The 18,853-nt window shown below is 43.4% G+C and carries 19 protein-coding genes and 2 riboswitches; of the genes, 13 read left to right on the forward strand and 6 right to left on the reverse strand.

Annotated features, from left to right (window positions below):
- The first annotated feature begins 202 nt into the window (after positions 1–202).
- The 5 genes from HDC33_RS00465 (at position 203) to HDC33_RS00480 (ending at position 5,450) form a co-directional block, all read left to right on the forward strand.
- Entirely contained in the window at positions 203–1,747 is a 1,545-nt protein-coding gene (locus tag HDC33_RS00465; protein ID WP_179390581.1) for a CoA-acylating methylmalonate-semialdehyde dehydrogenase, read from the forward strand.
- A gap of 67 nt (positions 1,748–1,814) precedes the next feature.
- Positions 1,815–3,173, forward strand: a complete 1,359-nt coding sequence (locus HDC33_RS00470) for an aspartate aminotransferase family protein (RefSeq protein ID WP_179390582.1) — start codon at positions 1,815–1,817, stop codon at positions 3,171–3,173.
- Positions 3,174–3,252: 79 nt separating this feature from the next.
- Positions 3,253–3,378 carry a hypothetical protein gene (locus HDC33_RS16415; protein ID WP_255457257.1) on the forward strand — a complete coding sequence of 42 codons (126 nt, stop codon included), beginning with the start codon at positions 3,253–3,255 and terminating at the stop codon, positions 3,376–3,378.
- 15 nt (positions 3,379–3,393) lie between these two features.
- Entirely contained in the window at positions 3,394–4,968 is a 1,575-nt protein-coding gene (locus HDC33_RS00475; protein WP_179390583.1) for a sodium/proline symporter, read from the forward strand.
- Complete coding sequence (locus tag HDC33_RS00480) at positions 4,965–5,450, forward strand: hypothetical protein (protein ID WP_179390584.1); 486 nt, start codon at positions 4,965–4,967, stop codon at positions 5,448–5,450. Before HDC33_RS00475 ends, HDC33_RS00480 begins: the two co-directional genes overlap by 4 nt.
- Before the next feature lie 64 nt (positions 5,451–5,514).
- Here HDC33_RS00480 and HDC33_RS00485 read toward each other — a convergent pair whose 3' ends face one another.
- Positions 5,515–6,135 carry a glycerol-3-phosphate acyltransferase gene (locus HDC33_RS00485; RefSeq protein ID WP_179390585.1) on the reverse strand — a complete coding sequence of 207 codons (621 nt, stop codon included), beginning with the start codon at positions 6,133–6,135 and terminating at the stop codon, positions 5,515–5,517.
- A gap of 143 nt (positions 6,136–6,278) precedes the next feature.
- A riboswitch (SAM riboswitch) is annotated at positions 6,279–6,394 on the forward strand.
- Positions 6,395–6,511: 117 nt separating this feature from the next.
- Between HDC33_RS00485 and HDC33_RS00490 the strand changes: the two genes are divergently transcribed.
- Genes HDC33_RS00490 through HDC33_RS00500 form a run of 3 tightly spaced genes read left to right on the forward strand, consistent with a single transcriptional unit; the run spans position 6,512 to position 9,647 of the window.
- Positions 6,512–7,801 (forward strand): O-acetylhomoserine aminocarboxypropyltransferase/cysteine synthase family protein, encoded by a 1,290-nt coding sequence (locus tag HDC33_RS00490; RefSeq protein WP_179390586.1) that lies wholly within the window; start codon positions 6,512–6,514, stop codon positions 7,799–7,801.
- A 32-nt stretch (positions 7,802–7,833) separates the two neighbouring features.
- Positions 7,834–8,703, forward strand: coding sequence for a homoserine O-acetyltransferase family protein (locus HDC33_RS00495; protein WP_218843138.1), 870 nt, complete (start codon positions 7,834–7,836; stop codon positions 8,701–8,703).
- Positions 8,661–9,647 carry a homoserine dehydrogenase gene (locus HDC33_RS00500; RefSeq protein ID WP_179390587.1) on the forward strand — a complete coding sequence of 329 codons (987 nt, stop codon included), beginning with the start codon at positions 8,661–8,663 and terminating at the stop codon, positions 9,645–9,647. Before HDC33_RS00495 ends, HDC33_RS00500 begins: the two co-directional genes overlap by 43 nt.
- A 39-nt stretch (positions 9,648–9,686) precedes the next feature.
- Here HDC33_RS00500 and HDC33_RS00505 read toward each other — a convergent pair whose 3' ends face one another.
- The 3 genes from HDC33_RS00505 to HDC33_RS00515 all read right to left on the reverse strand — a co-directional run bounded on the left by HDC33_RS00505 (position 9,687) and on the right by HDC33_RS00515 (position 12,147).
- Entirely contained in the window at positions 9,687–11,177 is a 1,491-nt protein-coding gene (locus HDC33_RS00505; RefSeq protein WP_179390588.1) for a BCCT family transporter, read from the reverse strand.
- A gap of 188 nt (positions 11,178–11,365) precedes the next feature.
- A complete protein-coding gene (locus HDC33_RS00510) occupies positions 11,366–11,596 on the reverse strand; it encodes an excisionase family DNA-binding protein (protein WP_179390589.1) in 231 nt (76 codons plus the stop codon).
- A gap of 68 nt (positions 11,597–11,664) precedes the next feature.
- Positions 11,665–12,147: a QueT transporter family protein gene (locus HDC33_RS00515; protein ID WP_179390590.1), complete on the reverse strand. Its 483-nt coding sequence runs from the start codon at positions 12,145–12,147 to the stop codon at positions 11,665–11,667.
- 7 nt (positions 12,148–12,154) lie between these two features.
- A riboswitch (PreQ1 riboswitch) is annotated at positions 12,155–12,199 on the reverse strand.
- 116 nt (positions 12,200–12,315) lie between these two features.
- On the opposite strand from HDC33_RS00515, the gene HDC33_RS00520 reads away from it, so the two are divergent.
- The 5 genes from HDC33_RS00520 (at position 12,316) to HDC33_RS00540 (ending at position 17,713) form a co-directional block, all read left to right on the forward strand.
- Positions 12,316–13,182, forward strand: a complete 867-nt coding sequence (locus HDC33_RS00520; RefSeq protein WP_179390591.1) for a DMT family transporter — start codon at positions 12,316–12,318, stop codon at positions 13,180–13,182.
- A 292-nt stretch (positions 13,183–13,474) separates the two neighbouring features.
- Positions 13,475–14,164 carry a response regulator transcription factor gene (locus HDC33_RS00525; protein WP_179390592.1) on the forward strand — a complete coding sequence of 230 codons (690 nt, stop codon included), beginning with the start codon at positions 13,475–13,477 and terminating at the stop codon, positions 14,162–14,164.
- A complete protein-coding gene (locus HDC33_RS00530) occupies positions 14,142–14,318 on the forward strand; it encodes a hypothetical protein (RefSeq protein WP_179390593.1) in 177 nt (58 codons plus the stop codon). The genes HDC33_RS00525 and HDC33_RS00530 overlap by 23 nt, the downstream gene beginning before the upstream one ends.
- Before the next feature lie 2 nt (positions 14,319–14,320).
- Positions 14,321–16,519, forward strand: coding sequence for a sensor histidine kinase (locus HDC33_RS00535; RefSeq protein ID WP_179390594.1), 2,199 nt, complete (start codon positions 14,321–14,323; stop codon positions 16,517–16,519).
- Positions 16,520–16,681: 162 nt separating this feature from the next.
- Positions 16,682–17,713 carry a potassium channel family protein gene (locus tag HDC33_RS00540; RefSeq protein ID WP_179390595.1) on the forward strand — a complete coding sequence of 344 codons (1,032 nt, stop codon included), beginning with the start codon at positions 16,682–16,684 and terminating at the stop codon, positions 17,711–17,713.
- A gap of 52 nt (positions 17,714–17,765) precedes the next feature.
- Here the strand turns inward: HDC33_RS00540 and HDC33_RS00545 are convergent, their stop codons facing one another.
- Positions 17,766–18,125, reverse strand: coding sequence for a hypothetical protein (locus HDC33_RS00545; protein ID WP_179390596.1), 360 nt, complete (start codon positions 18,123–18,125; stop codon positions 17,766–17,768).
- Between the two features lie 13 nt (positions 18,126–18,138).
- Positions 18,139–18,783 (reverse strand): CPBP family intramembrane glutamic endopeptidase, encoded by a 645-nt coding sequence (locus HDC33_RS16740; protein ID WP_179390597.1) that lies wholly within the window; start codon positions 18,781–18,783, stop codon positions 18,139–18,141.
- Positions 18,784–18,853: the final 70 nt, after the last annotated feature.

The following is an 18,853-nucleotide window of genomic DNA, read 5'->3' on the forward strand; positions in this document are numbered from 1 at the left end:
TCGGTGTTCTAAGGAAACTATATTTCGTTTTGGACAAAGTGTAAAGTCAAAGTGTTTTAATTTATACAAAACGTCAAGCAGAAGTCAAAATTTCTATTAATATAATGATAAGGCAAAGCAGAATTTAGTTTGACTATTTTCAAATGATTGAAAGGGAAAGTGTCAACAACTTACAAAAACTAAAACAGGGGGTTAACTAAATATGAACAAGCTAGATCATATTGTAGGTGAAAATAAATCGGTGGAGAAGCTACATCATTTTATAGGCGGAGCGAAATCAGAAGGGAAAACTGAACGTTTTGGACCTGTTTATAATCCATCCACTGGAGAAGAAATTGCAGTCTGTCCTTATGCAACAGCCGCAGACGTGAACGAGGCGGTAGAAGTTGCAGATAAAGCTTTTCATGCGTGGAGGAAAACGCCTGTCGCCAAAAGGGTGGAAGTGCTATTCAAATTCCGAACGTTACTTATTGATGCAACTGAAGAACTTGCTATAACGATTGGACGGGAAAACGGAAAAACAATTTCGGATGCAAAAGGAGAAATTAGCCGTGCAATCGAAGCGGTTGATTTTGCGATAAATGCACCTCACCTCTTAAAAGGAGAGCATTCATCTGACGTAGGCGGAAACATAAACTCTTTCTCTATTAAACAGCCGCTTGGCGTCGTTACATGTATTTCGCCGTTCAATTTCCCTGTAATGGTACCGGTTGCGATGACAACAATGGCGCTCGTATGCGGTAATTCGGTTGTATTAAAACCTTCTGAACGCGTACCGAATTCTGCACTGTTCATATCAGAGCTGTGGGAAAAAGCTGGGCTTCCTGCCGGGGTATGGAGTGTAGTGAACGGCGACAAGGAAGCAGTTGATGCATTAATCACACATCCAAAAGTGATGGCTGTCAGTTTTGTCGGATCTACAAAAGTGGCGGAATATATTTATGAAGAAGCCAGCCGACATCATAAGCGGGTAGCCGCATTCGGTGGCGGGAAAAACCATATGATCATCATGCCGGATGCTGATATTGATTTTGCAGTAAATTCTTTTCTAGGGGCTGCATATGGAGCGGCATCCCAGCGTTGTATGGCCCTTTCCGTCGCGATGCCAGTGGGTGAGAATACAGCCGAAGTATTTGTTGAGAAACTGAGAAAAAGGGTCGAAGAGCTGAAAGTGGGCTCCTATGACAATGAGGAAGCAGACTTTGGACCGGTTATTACGCAGCAATCCAAAGACAATGTCCTCAAATCAATCGAAGACAGTTTGCGGGAAGGCGCAAAACTCTGTGTAGATGGGCGTGATCCCGACGCAGGGAAAAATAATAATGGGTACTATTTAGGGGCGACTTTACTGGACAACGTCACACCGGAAATGGAGATTTATCGGGAGGAAGTGTTCGGACCGGCAAGGATTGTAGTTCGCGTAAACAACTTGAGCGAAGCGATTGATTTGGTAAATGACCACGAATTCGGGAATGGGGTCACGATCTTTACGCAAAGTGGTCCTGCAGCCCGCGAATTCACGGAGAAAGTTGAAGTCGGCATGGTAGGCGTCAATGTGCCTATCCCGATTCCGGTAGGCTACCACAACTTTGGTGGATGGAAGCGTTCGAAATTTGGTGAAAGTCATATGTTCGGACCGGATACTGTTCGATTCTTCACGAAAATTAAAACGATATCTGAAAGATGGCCGGAAAATACAGACAATAAAAAAGGTGCTGCATTCGACTTTCCGAGTAATCGGAATTGATGTTGGAAATTGAAAGTTTGCGATTAGAATTCGTTACTACTATTGATAGGGAAAGAGGGTAAAGAGGATGGCAAAAGTGGAACAGGACACGTCAACATTGGTTGAAAAGGATCGTCAAAATATATGGCATCACATTTCCGCCTATAATGAAAAGAATCCGCCGATGATCGTCGAAAGTGGGGAAGGGGCTTGGATCACCGATCATAACGGCAATCGTTACTTGGATGGAATGTCCGGACTGTGGTGTGTGAACGTCGGATACGGGCGGGAGGAGCTTGCAAAAGCTGCGTATGAACAGATGAAAAAACTGGCATATGCACCGTTGACACAAAGTCACGAACCAGCCATTGAGCTTGCTGAAAAGTTGAATGAAATGCTTGGCGACGATTATGTGTTTTTTTATTCGAATAGCGGATCCGATGCAAACGAAGTGGCATTTAAGCTTGCGCGCCAATACCATCAGCAAAACGGGGAACCGTCACGCTACAAGTTCATCTCCCGATACCGGGCTTACCACGGAAGTTCGATGGGCGCGCTCTCGGCCACAGGTCAAGCTTTACGAAAATATAAATATGAACCGCTTGTTCCAGGTTTTCTGCACATTGCACCACCGGATAATTACCGAAGACCGGCAAATCAATCGGTTGAAGAATACAACATACAACGTGCTCAAGAGTTCGAAGAAAAAATTATTTGGGAGCAGAAAGAGACAATTGCAGGGATTATCATGGAACCTCTCATTACTGGCGGCGGGGTTTTGATTCCACATCCGATTTATTTGGAAAAAGTCCAGGAAATCTGTAATCGGCACGGAGTCCTTCTAATCATTGATGAAGTTATTTGCGGATTCGGGAGAACAGGGAAAGCATTTGGCCATCAGCACTATAAAGTAAAGCCGGATATCATTACGATGGCGAAAGGGCTGACAAGCGCCTACTTACCGTTATCAGTCACGGCTGTGCGAAAAGATATTTATGAAAAATTTGACACGGATGAAGAAAATAGCCATCTCCGTCATATCAATACTTTCGGCGGAAATCCCGCGGCTTGCGCTGTTGCATTGAAGAACCTCGAAATCATCGAAAAGGAAAGCCTTGTTGAACGGTCGGCCGAGCTTGGCGAGCGTCTCCAAAAAGAGTTGGCAAGCTTGAAGGACCACCCATTTGTTGGTGATATCCGCGGCCTCGGTTTCCTCTTAGGCATCGAACTTGTTGAAGATAAGCAAACGAAAGAACCTGCTTCGAATGCGCGTGTCGCAAAGATTATTGGGGAATGCAAGGCGAATGGACTAATAATCGGCAGGAACGGCGATACGGTAGCCGGCTATAACAATATTTTAGCGCTCAGCCCACCATTGTCCTGCACTGACGAAGATGTAGATTTTATTATCGCGGTTATTAAGAGAGTGTTTAAAGAAAACGAATGATGAAGCCAATTAGAGGTGTGTATACACCTCTACTTCGTATACCGATGTAAAAATATTTTTGAAATCAGGAGGTGAAGATATGTTCAATTTACCGGCGGAAACATTTTGGTGGATCATTCCGTGGCCATTCATATGGGTTGGGTTGGCGGCAGTTATGTATTTTAAGATGAAAAAAGAAGATGACGAGGAAGAAAATAAAAGTTAAAAGGGGGGTGACGCAGTGAGTGTGGATGGGATTATTTTTGTAATCTATTTAGCGGTTCTCTTAGGAATCGGTCTTTGGTTTTCCCGTAAATCAGCAGAGTCAACAGAACAATATTTACTCGGAGGCAGATCCCTTGGCCCAGCGGTAACCGCGATGACAATGCAAACTACGGCAATGAGCGGATTTATGTTTATGGGAGCACCTGCAATGGCTTTCCAATATGGATGGTACGCCGTTTGGTATGCCATTGGTGATGCGGGCGGCTCGATTATTAACCTATCCGTTTTGGGAAAACGAATGAGACGAATGTCGGAAAAATTGGGTGCGCTTTCACCAATTGAATACTTGGAAAAAAGATTTGAAAGTGCAAGTGTACGCGTCGTAGGTTCTATTATCTCCATAGTCTTTCTTTTTGGATATGTTTGTGCTCAATTTATAGCCGCGGGAAAAGCAATGTCAACCCTTACTGGCTTTTCATATGAATGGTCATTGGTTATAGGTATTAGTGTCATTATTATATATACAGTGGCAGGCGGTTATTTGGCTGTTGCGTATACTTCTTTTATTCAAGGAATGATTATGGTGCTTGGCGTGGTCGGTATAGGGTGGTTGGCTTATTTCCATGTAGGCGGCTTATCCGGACTAAACGCCTCTTTGGCCCAGATTGATCCGACTTATTTAAGTATTTGGGGGAAAGGCTTAGCCTTTTATGGTCAATGGGGAGTAGTGTTGGGAGCCATTCTAATATACTCGATAGGTTATATGGGGCTCCCGCATGTCGTAGTTAGACATATGTCAATGAAAAGTACTAAGACGGTTAAAGGGGCGGTTTTGATAAGCGCTATATGGAACCAGTTCTTTATTTTTGTTCCATATATCTTAGGACTTATCGGAATTATTCTGTTACCTAATATCGCCGATCCGGAAATGATTATAACCGAGCTAGCCTATACGCTTTTCCCTGGTATTTTTGCTGCACTTCTCTTGTCGGCGATAATGTCAGCCGTCATGTCAACTGCAGATTCTATACTGATGCAGGCGGGCTCTATTCTCTCCCGCGATGTTTACCAGCGGTTCATTAATAAGAATGCAAGCCAGAAAACAATGGTACTTGTCTCTAGGCTTTGTATACTAGCCGGTGGTATTGTTGGAGTTGTTGTTGCCATCTATGAACCACCGTCCATTTTTGCTTTAGTTGTTTTTGCTTTTGGTACACTTGCAAATAGTTTCCTTGTGCCTTACGTTGCTTCTGTTTATTCGAAAAAGGCAAATTATATCGGTTGTTTATGTGCCATGATTGGCGGTGCGTCAACTAATATTCTTTGGACATCGATGAATTTAGAAGGTCCAACAGGGCTCCATCCATTTTTAGCTGGCTTATTAGTGTCTATTATCGGGATGATTATTGGTAGTCAATTCGGCAGCAAACCATCCCCAGAAATACAAGAAATATTTGAGGAGTCGAAAAGAAAGCGCACCTTTACAAAAGAGTTTGATCGAAATATCTCTCGAAATTTAGCCCCTGAAGCTAAAAATATATCTAAATTTTTAGCGAAAGAAGCAGGAAGTTGCGAGCGGGGTTACTTATGAATGCAATACTAACCCAAGAAATTACGTTTGCGAAACAGGATATTCTTCGTGGATTTCGAAAGATCGATAAGAAGGCGGAAATTCATATTAGTCAATTGATCTATTATCCTTACTATTTTTTTGAATTCGAAGTAAACGCCAAAAGTTTACTTAAGTTTAGGGGGAAGGTAGGCTGTACGATTGATGCCCTTAGCGGTAAGGGGGCAATTGTAGATGTCCAGCCTGAATTTTCAAATCACCAGATTGAAGTGGAACCAATACCGCCTGTTGTGTTTAGCGAAGATGATGCAAAAAAGATTGCAGAGAAGTTTGTATTTGACCATGCATCTTCGAAAGCTAAATTTGTCACGATTCCTAAAATCCGACTGTTGAGCAGTGCTCTCTTTCACCGTCCTTTTTGGTTAGCGGAGTATAGTCAAGGGGGATATGATCAACGTCAAATGATTTTTGACGCGATTAGCGGCAGTTACCATCCTTTATAAATTCATGTTTCCCTTTATATAAAACTGAGAACCTCCAAATAGGAGCTTCTCAGTTTTTTGTTTCTTATTTTTTAAATACTGCAGAGACTTGTTTCTCACTACGATCTTTCATTCGACGGAAATTCTCGATATGCTTCCAAATTGCGATGCCGAATAATAATACTGCCACTACAATGGGCCAGTATCCATCTGCCAATACTGCCATCGCGATGAGCGTCACGTAAAGCATCAGTACACCGAACACGAGAAAGTCTGTTACAAGCGCCACGATAACAAACAATGCAAAACCAATGAGTCCAATCTGCCAGTCAATAGCGATCAGCACGCCAATAACCGTGGCAGTACCTTTTCCGCCGTTGAATTTCATATAAAACGGGAAGTTGTGTCCGATCACGGTTGCCGCACCTGCCAAGAATAAAAGTAGCGCCACGATGTCTGCGGGCAATCCCGCATTTTCTGCAAATAATCGTACGATCAGTACTGCTATAGCACCTTTTCCGATATCGATTGCGGCAACGAGTACGCCGAATTTTTTTCCGAGAACGATTGTGGCATTCGAAGCACCGGCATTTTTCACCCCGGTTTCTTTCAAATTAACGCCCGAAATTTTCTGTGCGACAACCGATCCATGCAAGCATCCGATTGCGTATCCCAAAACTAGCACACTTGTAATCCATAACCACATATCCATTCCTCCAAAATATCGGTAAATTCATTGTAACATTAGAGATAAACACAAGGTTCAGAAAAATTATTCAATAAACTCTTGACTTTATCTTTCGATATCTACTATACTATGTCACAAGATGGAAAACTGAATGATACAAACTCTTATCTAGAGCGGCGGAGGGACTAGGCCCTGCGATGCCCGGCAACCGGCAAGCGACCAGCTTGAAAAGGTGCTACTTCCTACAGATCCGTGCGAACGGTCTGAAAGATAAGGGGAGGAATAAGCGAAAGCGTAACCCTCTTCTTAAGCGAAGGGGGTTATTTTTTATTCCCAAAACCCCCAACGCCTCCGCGCATCATTTCCATCTAAAAAAACTTTGGAGGTAATGACAATGACGAAACATCAACCCGAAACACTTCTACTACATGGCGGCCAACAGCCGGACCCGGTGACGGGATCGCGCGCGTTGCCGATACACAGAACTACATCTTTCGTTTTCCGTGATACAGAGCATGCACAAAATTTGTTTGCTCTTCAGGAAGCTGGAAATATTTATACACGTATTACAAATCCGACAGTCGGTGTTTTCGAAGAGCGTATTGCACTTCTTGAAGGCGGTACGGCAGCAGTTGGGCTATCTTCAGGGATGGCAGCAATTGCGTTTTCCATTTTAAATATTGCAGGCGCCGGCGATGAAATTGTAGCGGCAAGCAACTTGTATGGTGGTACTTATAATTTATTCGCCGTCACACTGCCGCGCTATGGCATTACTGTTAAATTCGTGGATGCGACGGACCCGGAAAACTTCCGTGCAGCAATTACAGATAAAACGAAGGCGCTATTTGCTGAAACAATCGGCAATCCAAGCCTGCATGTACTTGATATCGAAGCGGTCGCAAATGTGGCGCATGAAAATGATATTCCACTTCTCGTCGACAGCACGTTCTCGACGCCATATGGTACTAACCCAATCGAGTTTGGCGCGGATGTCGTCATTCATTCCGCAACGAAATGGATTGGAGGCCACGGTACTTCAATTGGCGGTGTAGTTGTTGATGCCGGAAAATTCGACTGGACGAAAGGGAAATTCCCTGACTTCACGGAGCCTGACACAACATACCATGGTCTTCGTTACGGCATCGATGCGGCAGGCGCTGCGTTCGCTACGAAACTGCGCGTTCAGTTATTGCGTGATTTTGGTCCGTGCTTGAGCCCGGATAATGCATTTAATTTTCTACAAGGACTGGAAACACTTCACTTGCGTGTACCAAAACATAACGAGAATGCACTTAAAGTCGCGAACTTCCTGAAAGACCATCCATCAGTCGAATGGGTGAATTATATTGGGCTTGAAGATCATCCTTCCCACGAAGATGGAAAGAAATATTTAAGAAGCGGTTTCGGTTCAATTGTAAACTTCGGCATTAAAGGCGGACGTGATGCAGGTCGTAAAGTGATTGATAACGTTGAAATCTGGTCACATGTTGCAAATGTCGGAGATGCAAAATCACTGATCATCCATCCGGCTTCGACAACACATCAGCAGCTTGGAGCTGAGGACCTGGAGAAATCCGGAGTGACGGAAGAGTTGATCAGACTATCTGTTGGTCTTGAATCGTCTGAAGATATCATTGCAGACCTTGCACAAGCGATTGAAAAGGCGGTTCCAGTAACAGTTTGACTTTTCGGTGACAAGAGAGGAGGGGGATGACGATGGTGGAGACGGGAATTGTGGAAATCGGTGATTTGGCATTGGAATCAGGCCTTGTCTTAGAAAATGTACAGCTTGCCTATGAACGAACCGGCAGACCGGGAGCACCCCTCGTACTTGTCTGTCATGCATTGACAGAAAATCATGTTGCAGTCGGAACAGATGAGCGACAGGGTTGGTGGAGCGGTCTTGTCGGTGTAGGAAAAAGTATCGATACGAACGAGGTATCCGTCATTTCTTTTAATGCTCTAGGCGGAAATGATGGGTCAACGGGACCGTTAGCTATCAATCCAGCCACTGGCGGACCGTATCGAAATTCATTTCCGGAAGTGACAATCCGTGATATGGTGCATGCCGAACGGAAAGCACTGACAGTACTGGGCGTCAACCGGGTCTGCGCAATCATCGGCGGTTCGCTCGGTGGCATGCGGGTGCTTGAATGGGGCATCATGTATCCTGAGGATATGGATATTTTATTCCCGATGGCGGTAACACCTCATTCAAACAAAATTGGGGGTGTATTCCGCCAAACCGAAAATATTCCGAATGACATGGGGGGCTTCTACCCCTTATTGCGTGCCATGAAAACACATGATATCGGCCGTGGGCGAGGAGGCGTAGAAATCGCTTCCCGTCGTATATCGGCAAAAGTGGTGGCGTTTGCATTTACACATGATCCACTGTATTCATCGGAAGACATTCGTGCGTTTGTGCATTTAATTCCACATTCAACGTATTGTTTGGTCAATACAAAAAATGGCCATAATCGTTTTTTATCAGATTTCGAAAAATGGGGATTTGTCATAAAGCAGTCCATGGAGGTGGCCAAATGCCGTCAATCAAAGTTGCCCTACTCGGCTTCGGCACTGTAGGTGAAGGAATTTACAGGATTTTGAATGAAAGAAAAGAGGAGATTAGGCAGGAAACTGGCTATGCAATCGATATCGTTTCCATCCTCGTCCGGGATACGGCAAAAGAACGTCTGGCGACACCCGGTATAAAAATTACGGATGACATTCAAGAAATCCTGTCAAATTCGGACATCGACTTCATCTTTGAGGCGATTGTTGGAGAAGAACCCGCTTATTCGTATCTAACAGAAGCGATTGAAAAAGGTTTTCATATCATTACGGCTAATAAGACGATGTTTGCGAAGCATGGTTCGGCGTTACTAAAACATGCAAAGGTGAGAGATGTTCATCTCGGTTATGAAGCGACGACGGCTGGCGGGGTACCTATTATCCGTACGGTGACAAGTTTATTGCCGGCAGATCGTGTACGGCGAGTTCGAGGAATTTTGAATGGTACCTCTAACTTCATCTTGACGAAGATGCGGGAAGCAGGAATTCCATTTAATGCTGCCCTTCACGAAGCACAGGTGCTCGGCTATGCGGAAGCAGATCCAACGGACGATATAAGCGGTAAGGATGCATTCCGGAAACTGATGATTTTAAGCGCCCTTGCATTCGGCAGTCAGCCGAATTGGCGAGACGTTCCAGTCGTTGGGATCGACGCGGTTACGATTGAAGATGTAGCGGATGCTTTTAAGAATCAACTTCGTTATCGGCATGTCGCTGATATTTCAATTGATGAAAAAGGTGCATTGCACGGAAGTGTCGGTCCGGTACTGATCGGTACTGATCATCCGTTATACGGTGTGGATGGCGTGGATAACGCAATCATCGTTGAAACCGACCATCTCGGTGCTCTTACACTTGTCGGTCCGGGCGCAGGTATGTACCCGACAGCAAGTGCAATGGTCGGAGATTTCCTTCAGATGATCGGGAAGCGTGAAAGGGTCCTTGTTAATAACTAAGAAAAGCGATTCCATAATTGGAATCGCTTTTTAGTGTCATTATTTCTTTTTGATTAGCTTCATTTCAGCTTTCAATGCCTTAAGCAACGCGACAACCATGAGCAACATTACGAAAGAGAACGGCAATGCCGCGATGATAATTGTGTTTTGCAAGGCGGTGAGACCGTTGACGGACAGTAGAATCAAAGCAATTGTCGACTGGATTACACCCCAAATGAGTTTTACATTATTCGGAGGCGTCAACGAGCCGTTCGTTGACTGCATGCCAAGAACAAAAGTCGCTGAATCCGCTGAGGTAACGAAGAATGATACAATCAACAAAATTGCAAAGACAGATATTACGAACGACATTGGCATCACATTGAACATTTCAAATACAGTCAGTTCAGTACTGGTTTGAGTCAAGTCGACGAGCCCTTTTTTCTGGATATCAATCGCTGTTGTACCGAACGCGGAGAACCAGAAAGTGACTAGAAGAGTGGGAGCAGCAAGCACTCCAATCATGAACTCCCTAATCGTGCGACCTTTTGAAACACGGGCAATGAACATACTGACAAACGGTGCCCATGAAATCCACCATGCCCAGTAAAAAATCGTCCAATTATCAAGCCATTTCCGGTCAGTAGAGTCCAAAGGCGCCGTACCGAAACTCATTTGGACGAGATGTGAAAAGTAACCGCCAAACGAATCGGTAAACATATTGAAAATCAGCAACGTTGGACCGAGAATGACAATAAATCCAAGAAGTGCGAACGCTAGAATCAAGTTTGTGTTCGACAAATATTTGATGCCTTTACTTAATCCTGACCACGCGGATGCAACGAATAGGACCGTGACGACCGCGATGATGACAAACTGCGATGTGATATTGATTTCAACGCCGAATAAGTAGTTTAGGCCTGCATTAATTTGAACAGCACCGAAGCCGAGCGATGTAGCAACGCCGAATGCAGTCGCAAAAACAGCGAGTACATCAACGAGAATGCCCCACGGACCTTCCATTTTTTTGCCGAAGATCGGCTTCAATGTTGCTGAAATTAATCCCGGTTCCCCTTTACGGAACTGGAAAAAGGCGAGAGATAATGCAATGACTCCGTACATAGCCCATATGTGAATTCCCCAGTGGAAGAACGACTGGCGTAAGGACTCTTTGAAAGCTTCATCCGTATTAGGCTCTTCCGAAGCAGGGCTGATTGCAAAGTGTGATAACGGTTCGGCGGCGCCGTAAAAGACGAGACCGATACCCATCCCGGCAGAAAACAGCATGGCAATCCATGTAACTGTTGAAAACTGTGGACGGTCCGTATCCTTTCCAAGACGGATTTTTCCGAATGGACTTACGATGAAAAAGAAACTGAGCGCTAACATGAACGACATGAGCAGCATATAGTACCAACCGAAAGACGACGCAACAAAGTTTCTGGCGTTCGTAGTGACGGCTTCAAAACTTGTGGGTGCGAACGCGCCGTACCCGACGGTCAAAATAATCAGACCGATAGTGATATAAAAGACATTTGAAATTTTCTTCATAATTCCCCCTCGTGGAGCTGGTTGTTTAGAAACAGCTTTTAACTATACTAGTAAATCATTTTTATAGCAACCGATCGTTGAATAAAGTATTTCCTCTGTTTACTATTCATTCATGCAACCTAATTGGACAGAGTAATAACTTATTTAATAAAAAAACAGCTGAAGAGTTGTATCCCTTCAGCTGAATTTCAATCTTCATCTTTAATGTCACGGTCAGGCGGAATCGGTTCGTTACGCCATTCCTCCATTTGGTGTTTTAACATTTCGAGCTGTTCCAAATAAAGGCCGAACTGGTCTTTATTAATAAGGAATTGTTCGCCGTCATGGACGGAACGGATACGACCTTCCCGAACGTACTTCCGGACTTGTTCGATGGGCATACCGAGGTGTTCGGCGGTTTCTTGGATTGTAAGATACATATTGACATCTCCTTGAAAAAAGCCCTCCATTTCAATCGTGATCAGTGAAATGGAGGGAATGGGGTATGTTAAATAAGTTTTTCGAAGTTCAAACGTTTATTCAAAGCAATCATTATCGGAATCCCGATGGTCATGACGACGAATTCACCTATCGCAACTGTTAACCATGTAAGCAGGAAGGGAAGCTCCAGCGCAAGGTTCAACTCAAAAGCGATGATGAACATTGTGAAGGTGAAGACAAGCGTGTTGAAAACCATTCGCTTAAAAATACCCGCTATGAATTTGGCGGAAAAAATCGTGATTGAAAGGGCTAAGATTGATTGGCTTACCCCAAAAAATAAATCATACATGCCAAGTGGGGAGAACAAGTTGGTCACAAATACTCCGAGCACAATACCGAATATGAACTTCTTATTGAAGACGACGAGGTGGTTGAACACTTCGGGAATCCGAAATTGGATGGCTGCATATGCTAATGGTGCTATTAATAGCGATACAGCTACATATAAAGCGGCAATAATTCCGCTTATTGCCATTGTTTTTATTTTCATTATTCATTTCCCCCTAGTTTTTTTACGTGGGATGGTTACGAACCACGTGGTGCTATGCACAAGTAGATAGTCTAGTGCATTAGTGCCATTTGTGTCAAGGGGAATTCAGGTATTGGAAAAATTAGTTTGTATGGTATCGTCATAGTAGAAGAGATAGGAGGGGGAAATTTGTCACAACGTATTTCATATTTAGTCGTGCTGTTGGGTGCGATACTTTGGGGGACGACCGGTACCGCGCAGACCTTCATGCCGCAAACGATTCATCCGTTGGCAGTCGGGGCATCAAGGCTTGCTGTGGGTGGTTTTTCATTACTTCTAATTTTGTTCATCATGCGTAAAATCGATTTTCGGAATTGGCCATGGAAATCGACTCTGTACGCAGCTGTTTCAATGGCCATTTTCCAATATCTATTTTTTTCTTCTGTCAGATTAACGGGCGTTGCAATCGGTACGGTCGTTACAATTGGCAGCGCGCCTGTTTTTTCCGGAATTATTGAATGGTTATTATTGAAGCGCCGTCCGACCCGTATTTGGCTTACGGCAACAGTGCTTGCGATTGTAGGATGTGGACTGCTCTTTTTGAATAAAGATGGCATCGTTGTCAATCCCGTCGGTATAGCGATGTCACTTGGGGCAGGATTATTGTTTGCTTTTTATACTCTCGTCAATAAAGATGTTCTCAAGAAAGCAGACTCTGTTCCCGCCGTTGCCGTCATCTTCTCAATGAGTGCCCTGATGCTAATGCCGTTCCTGTTTTTATTCGAAACGGAAGGTTTGGTGACTGTTCGTGGAATTTCCGTTGTGTTGTATCTAGGGATTATCACAACAAGTGTGGCATACATCTTATTCTCAGCCGGTCTAAAGCGGATTCCATCGTCATCTGCGGTCACATTGTCACTTGCGGAACCGCTTACTGCCGCTGTTTTGAGTGTAATCGTGGTCGGCGAACGTCTAGACGGAACTTCTTGGACTGGGATTGTCATGCTTCTTGGAGGAATACTCGTATTGACTTTGGGCGGTAGGAAAGTGAAATAGTACATTGTAAAGGTGACAGGTACTCAAACAAACGTGTTTGTTTATACAATGTGGAAAATTGCGATACAGGGGGCTTTTAGGGCTTTCTGTATTTTTTCTATTTCCTCGGGGGCAGAATTGACTGGGTGACAGTCACCCAGTCAATTCTAAAACAAACGTGAAAGTCTGGATAAATGTGTTTGTTTGTACTTTCAATGCAATTTATCTTAAGACTTTCTTCATAATTACAGTTGGTGAATGTTAAGATTTGGCGGTTACAATTGGTATCATAGAGTAAAGCGAGGTGCGGAAGATGGCGAAATTCACAGTGCTTGTAGCGGATGACGATCAGGATATCCGTGACGGGATTGAAATTTATTTGAAAAATGAAGGATATGTGGTATTGAAAGCGGCGGACGGTAAAGAAGCGCTTGAGCTGTTGGAGTCGAACGACGTCCATCTCCTCATTCTCGATATTATGATGCCGAACATGGATGGTATTACAGCGACGTTTAAAATTAGGGAAGTGCGTAATATCCCGATTATCATGCTGAGTGCGAAGGCGGAAGACTCCGATAAAATTCATGGCTTGTCCGTTGGCGCGGATGATTATGTGACGAAACCCTTCCATCCGATGGAGTTGATGGCACGCGTAAAGTCGCAATTACGCCGCTATATCCAATTCGGGACGTACGACGGTCAGAAAAAAGTAGAAATCGATGGGTTAGTTCTGGATGAAGAAGCAAAGGAAATCACTATTGACGGTGATGTGGTAAAACTGACACCGATTGAATACAAAATCACGGAGTTGCTGATGAAAAATGCAGGGCGTGTATTTTCCATCAATGAAATTTACGAACGTGTCTGGAATGAAGCTGCGTACAATGCTGAAAATATCGTCGCAGTTCATATTCGTAAAATACGTGAGAAAATCGAAGCAGATCCGAAAAATCCGAGGTATGTAAAGGTGGTGTGGGGAATTGGTTACAAAATTGAAAAGTAATTGGGCGGTTGTTTGGTCAATCATTGCGATTGTCATTGCCGCTTTAAGTATCGGTTACTGCTTCTCCCACATCATTGACCTGGTCGGCAATGGAATGGAACGTTCCAGTAGAGCGATTGCTTATCTCGCGCGTATAGTGAAAGGGAGTGTATGAATATGAAAAATAGTAAACGAATGCCTCTAATTATCTGGTCGATTCTTGTCGCCTTGTTTTTAACGGCGCTTGTATCTATTATAAACTCCGGTCCGAGATTTATCGGGAAAAGCTATGTCGATACAGATGATTTCAAATCAGAACTGGAATATTTTTATGATAAAATTGGTGCAACCGTTTTGAATCCGATTAATGTGGAAAAGGAGAAAAAGCACATCAAAGTATCGATGGAGGAAATCGAAGAGCATCGTGAGCGTTACGGCACATTGGCTGAACAAATTGCCAATATTGCAGCCCAATATCAAGATCGAATTGAAGAAGCGAAAGCGGCTGGCAATGAAGTGTTGAAAACAGAACTAATCAAAGAACAAGAAGTGAAAATAGAAGATATCCGAAAAAATTTTCAAGATGATAAACATGTAGAGGAAAAAGTTCGTGCTGAAAAAGGAGAGGCGCTTGAACAATATGTAAGTGAAAGATTCAATGATGTGGATGATTATAACTTCCGGTGGGTTTCCTATGAGTTGAAAGATGTGGAAACGGGTGAAACGTTTGCGTCCGGTGATGTCAAAGCGCCCGCCGCCTACAAGAAATTGTTCAATTCCAAGGAAGGGTACTTCAAGGCGAAGTCACTTCGAATAAAAAGTACTGATTTATACGAGTACACAAGAAACCATACCGGGCACTACATCGACAGTAACCAATCAATAATCGGAAACCCAGATCGGACTTTCGAGGGGGTTTTCGTCATTTCAAAGGCAATATCAAAGGAAGGGTCTCACGGCCAACATGCAGCCTGGTTTAACAAATCAAAATATATTGCCTATGGAACTTGGATTGCTGGGGTAATTGCGTTAATCCTACTATTGACAAAGTTTCGTTTCAATAAGAACTGGGTGAAGGATAGAAGAGGGGCAGACTGGTATAATCGTTTAAAAATCGATGTAAAAGGATCACTGTTAGTAACAACATTGCTGATGCTCTATATTAATTTATTGTTTGTTGCAGACTATGTTTATTTTTATAGCATCGAAAATTTGGTCATATATGCAATTTCTTATGTTTTCCTTGCATTCCTCATATTGCTGACAGTGTTTCAGCTGGTTAATTTCATGGAACGACTAAAAGATGAAGTGGCGTTGAAACTAGAAATTAAGGATAGTTATAGTATGAGATTTATACTTGCATGGCAAGGGATGTTTTTGAACCGTTCAATTGGTGTACAAATGTTCCTTCTGTTAATTGGCTTTTTCCTAGCGGGCTTCGGGTTGTTCGTTGTTTTAATGCAACCTATATTAATTGTGATTTACATTCCACTTGTATTGTTTGCTGGATTACCACTCCTCTATATCTTCGTGAGAAGAACGGCTTATTTAAACCGTATTATTGTCGCTACGGAAGCGATGGCGGCAGGACGTCTTCATGAGGAAATTAAGGTCGAAGGGAAATCACCACTTGCCGACCATGCGCGGAATCTCAATAACTTGCGTGAAGGAGTCCGCGTTTCAATGACTGAACAGGCTAAAAGCGAACGCCTGAAAACAGAACTTATTACGAATGTCAGTCATGATCTTAGGACGCCACTAACTTCGATTATTACGTATACGGATCTGTTGAAAAAGGAAGATATCACTGCTGAAGAACGTACAAAATATGTAGATATATTAGATAAGAAATCACAGCGTTTGAAGACCTTGATAGAGGACTTATTCGAAGTGTCAAAAATGGCGAGCGGTAACTTGGAGCTTCACAAACAACGTGTTGATTTGACACAATTGCTTCAGCAAGCACTTGCTGAACACGAAGAAGAAATTTCAAAATCGGGACTCGATTTCAGAGTTAACTTACCAGAGTCTACGCTTGTTGCCTATGTGGACGGGAAAAGATGGTGGCGTGTACTGGATAACTTGATTGTAAATGCTGTTAAGTACACATTGCCGGGTACCCGCGTCTATATTACACTCCGAAAAGTGGGAGATAACGCCGAATTCATCGTTAAAAATGTGACGAAGTACGAGCTTGGTGAAAACACCGACGAATTGTTTGAACGATTCAAAAGGGCGGATGCATCACGCCATACGGACGGATCTGGACTTGGACTTGCGATTGCACAATCCATCGTTGATTTGCATAATGGGAATATGAAAATCGAAGTAGATGGGGATTTATTCAAAGTGACGGTCGTCGTGGCGGCGATTTGATAGATGGATGATTAAGTGAGCTGTATGCAGTGCCTTTCACAAAGGGGCAATGCGTACAGCTTTATTCTGTTTACAGAATCATTATTTCTAAAAAGGGTTTACAATTCTGCTATTGCAGGAATGATTAACTAAAACAGAACTGCAATTTAGGGGATGACCGGTTTGTTTAAAAAGCGATGGCTTGATATTGGAGTGGGGTACCGGCGTCTTATATTTTTGTTGGCCGCAACAGCTTTTCTGGTAGTTGTCGCGACTGTAGGATTCATGTATTTTGAAGACCTATCATTATTTGATGCATTGTGGATGACGGTTATTTCGGTCATGACGGTCGGATATGGGGATATTTATCCGGTGACGCAGGCGGGAAAAAGTTTTGCACTATTCCTCGTGCCTGCAGGGGCGGCGATTGTGACATACGGGTTAGGGACTGCGGCTACTTTTATCATTGAGAAACAATTAGCCGAGAAAGTGTGGGAAAAACAGATGAATCGTGAAATTATGGAATTGGAAAATCATATTATCGTGTGTGGATTTGGCCGCATTGCCCAGCAGGTGTACAAGCAATTGTTAGAGGAAGAGGGGGATAAAAAAATCCTTTACATTCACGACAACGAAGAGGAATTGCTTGCTGTCGTCGATCGCGGGACACTTCGACTAATAGGTGATCCAATGGACAAGGACATTTTACTGAACGCACGCGTCGACAACGCGCACGGGCTAATTGCTGCTCTGGAAAGTGATGCGGATAATGTATTTATAACGTTGACGGCAAAAAGTTTGAATGAAGACATTGAAATCGCCGCACGTGCGGAAAAAGAGGGATCCGAAGATGTACTGAAAAGAGCTGGTGCTTCCCGGGTCATCAATCCTTCGGTTATCGGGGGCCGTGAACTCGCCATGTCTGTCATGAAACCGACTGGTATCGATTACATAAACGACCTTATCCGCTCAGGAAATAAGGACTTTATGGTCGAAGAAATCGAGCTAGCAGTGGATTCGACACATCTTGGACAGTCAATTGAAGAAGCGGACGTCCGGAAAAATTATGGCGTCACGATTGTCGCCATTATGCGAGATAAGGAGCTAATCAGCAATCCGAACCCGACAGAGCTATTCAAGAAGGGCGATACTTTAATAGTGATTGGAGCCCAAGATGCTATTCAAAAACTATACACTGCCATGAATAAGAAGTGACGAATTTATATAAATACACAATGCCTTTATACAAGTAGGCAAGGCGTGCAGATTATTCATTTTGACCATGAATGCCAAGGTGATTATTCCGTGAAACGATATCGACTTTCTGTCCTTCTTTTTCATAAGTTGTCATTCCGTCCACTTGATTGACTTTTTTCCATCCGCTCAGCCGGATAATTAACTGATAGCGAATTGGCAGGCCATTTTCCTCGGAAGCGGGTTTCCAAGAATAGCTCTCAAAGCTTTTCACGCTTGAAACTTTAACGATTCTCGCTTTACCGGGAACAGGAAAACCTTCCGAATAAATTGCTTCTTCGAAAGTTTGTCCATAGTAAAAAGTGAGCGCAATAATGAACGCTATGAAGGTGACAAAGAGATAGCGTAGTTTGAATGGTTGTTTTTCTTCCAATCCGTTCACCCTTTCAATAGAAGTAAATGATATAAATGCCGATAATCAGTACACCAATATCAGCGAACATATGAATTATCCAAGAGGGCAAAATTGTTCCGCTTTTTTCATTGGCAAACTGAAAGATAACCCCGCCAATCCAAAGTCCTGAAACGGCCAGTGCAAGGAGTGCATGGCTGAACCACGGTAGAAAAATGGAAATGTGATAGATGGCGAAAAGGAAAGATGGTAAAACAACTCGAAACGGCGATTTCCCAATAAGATTCGGCAACAGACCGCGGAAGAAAAATTCCTCCAATATCGAATTACCGAACAAGATGTATAAAGCAATGAACGGGAAAGTTATAGTCGTTACTCCCGCTGCGGAGAGGTCCATGATCAGTGCATCAATATCTATGAACGGCTGTAAGACAACAAACACCGCGACGATAATTCCCATGATTGCAATTCCGGAACTGGTGGCGATCTTTATGCTTTTTTGATCGGTGTTACGAAAACGTAAGAATGGAAATCCTGACTTCCAGAATAAAATGACCGGGACAATCAGGAAGAAAATTGCTTTAGCGACTGTTTTCCATATGTATGCAACCTCTAGAGACTGTTCAATCCACAGTAGGAAAACGATACTGATTATTGATAAAATGAGTCCTCTCTTCACAGCATGAACCCCCGATCATCGATTCACTATTGGACGACCGCACTATGTATTAGGTTTCATCCAAGAAAAC

Origin of the sequence: Sporosarcina sp. JAI121 (assembly GCF_013408665.1) — a bacterium.
Taxonomy (GTDB): domain Bacteria; phylum Bacillota; class Bacilli; order Bacillales_A; family Planococcaceae; genus Sporosarcina.

Coding starts and splice junctions, on each gene's coding strand:
- HDC33_RS00485 (WP_179390585.1), bottom strand. CDS start 6,135: ATGTGGTTATGGATTACAAGTGTGCTAGTTTTGGGATACGCAATCGGA.
- HDC33_RS00505 (WP_179390588.1), bottom strand. CDS start 11,177: ATGAAGAAAATTTCAAATGTCTTTTATATCACTATCGGTCTGATTATT.
- HDC33_RS00495 (WP_218843138.1), top strand. CDS start 7,834: ATGGTGGAGACGGGAATTGTGGAAATCGGTGATTTGGCATTGGAATCA.
- HDC33_RS00510 (WP_179390589.1), bottom strand. CDS start 11,596: ATGTATCTTACAATCCAAGAAACCGCCGAACACCTCGGTATGCCCATC.
- HDC33_RS00465 (WP_179390581.1), top strand. CDS start 203: ATGAACAAGCTAGATCATATTGTAGGTGAAAATAAATCGGTGGAGAAG.
- HDC33_RS00500 (WP_179390587.1), top strand. CDS start 8,661: ATGCCGTCAATCAAAGTTGCCCTACTCGGCTTCGGCACTGTAGGTGAA.
- HDC33_RS00470 (WP_179390582.1), top strand. CDS start 1,815: ATGGCAAAAGTGGAACAGGACACGTCAACATTGGTTGAAAAGGATCGT.
- HDC33_RS00515 (WP_179390590.1), bottom strand. CDS start 12,147: ATGAAAATAAAAACAATGGCAATAAGCGGAATTATTGCCGCTTTATAT.
- HDC33_RS00525 (WP_179390592.1), top strand. CDS start 13,475: ATGGCGAAATTCACAGTGCTTGTAGCGGATGACGATCAGGATATCCGT.
- HDC33_RS00535 (WP_179390594.1), top strand. CDS start 14,321: ATGAAAAATAGTAAACGAATGCCTCTAATTATCTGGTCGATTCTTGTC.
- HDC33_RS16415 (WP_255457257.1), top strand. CDS start 3,253: ATGTTCAATTTACCGGCGGAAACATTTTGGTGGATCATTCCGTGGCCA.
- HDC33_RS00480 (WP_179390584.1), top strand. CDS start 4,965: ATGAATGCAATACTAACCCAAGAAATTACGTTTGCGAAACAGGATATT.
- HDC33_RS00490 (WP_179390586.1), top strand. CDS start 6,512: ATGACGAAACATCAACCCGAAACACTTCTACTACATGGCGGCCAACAG.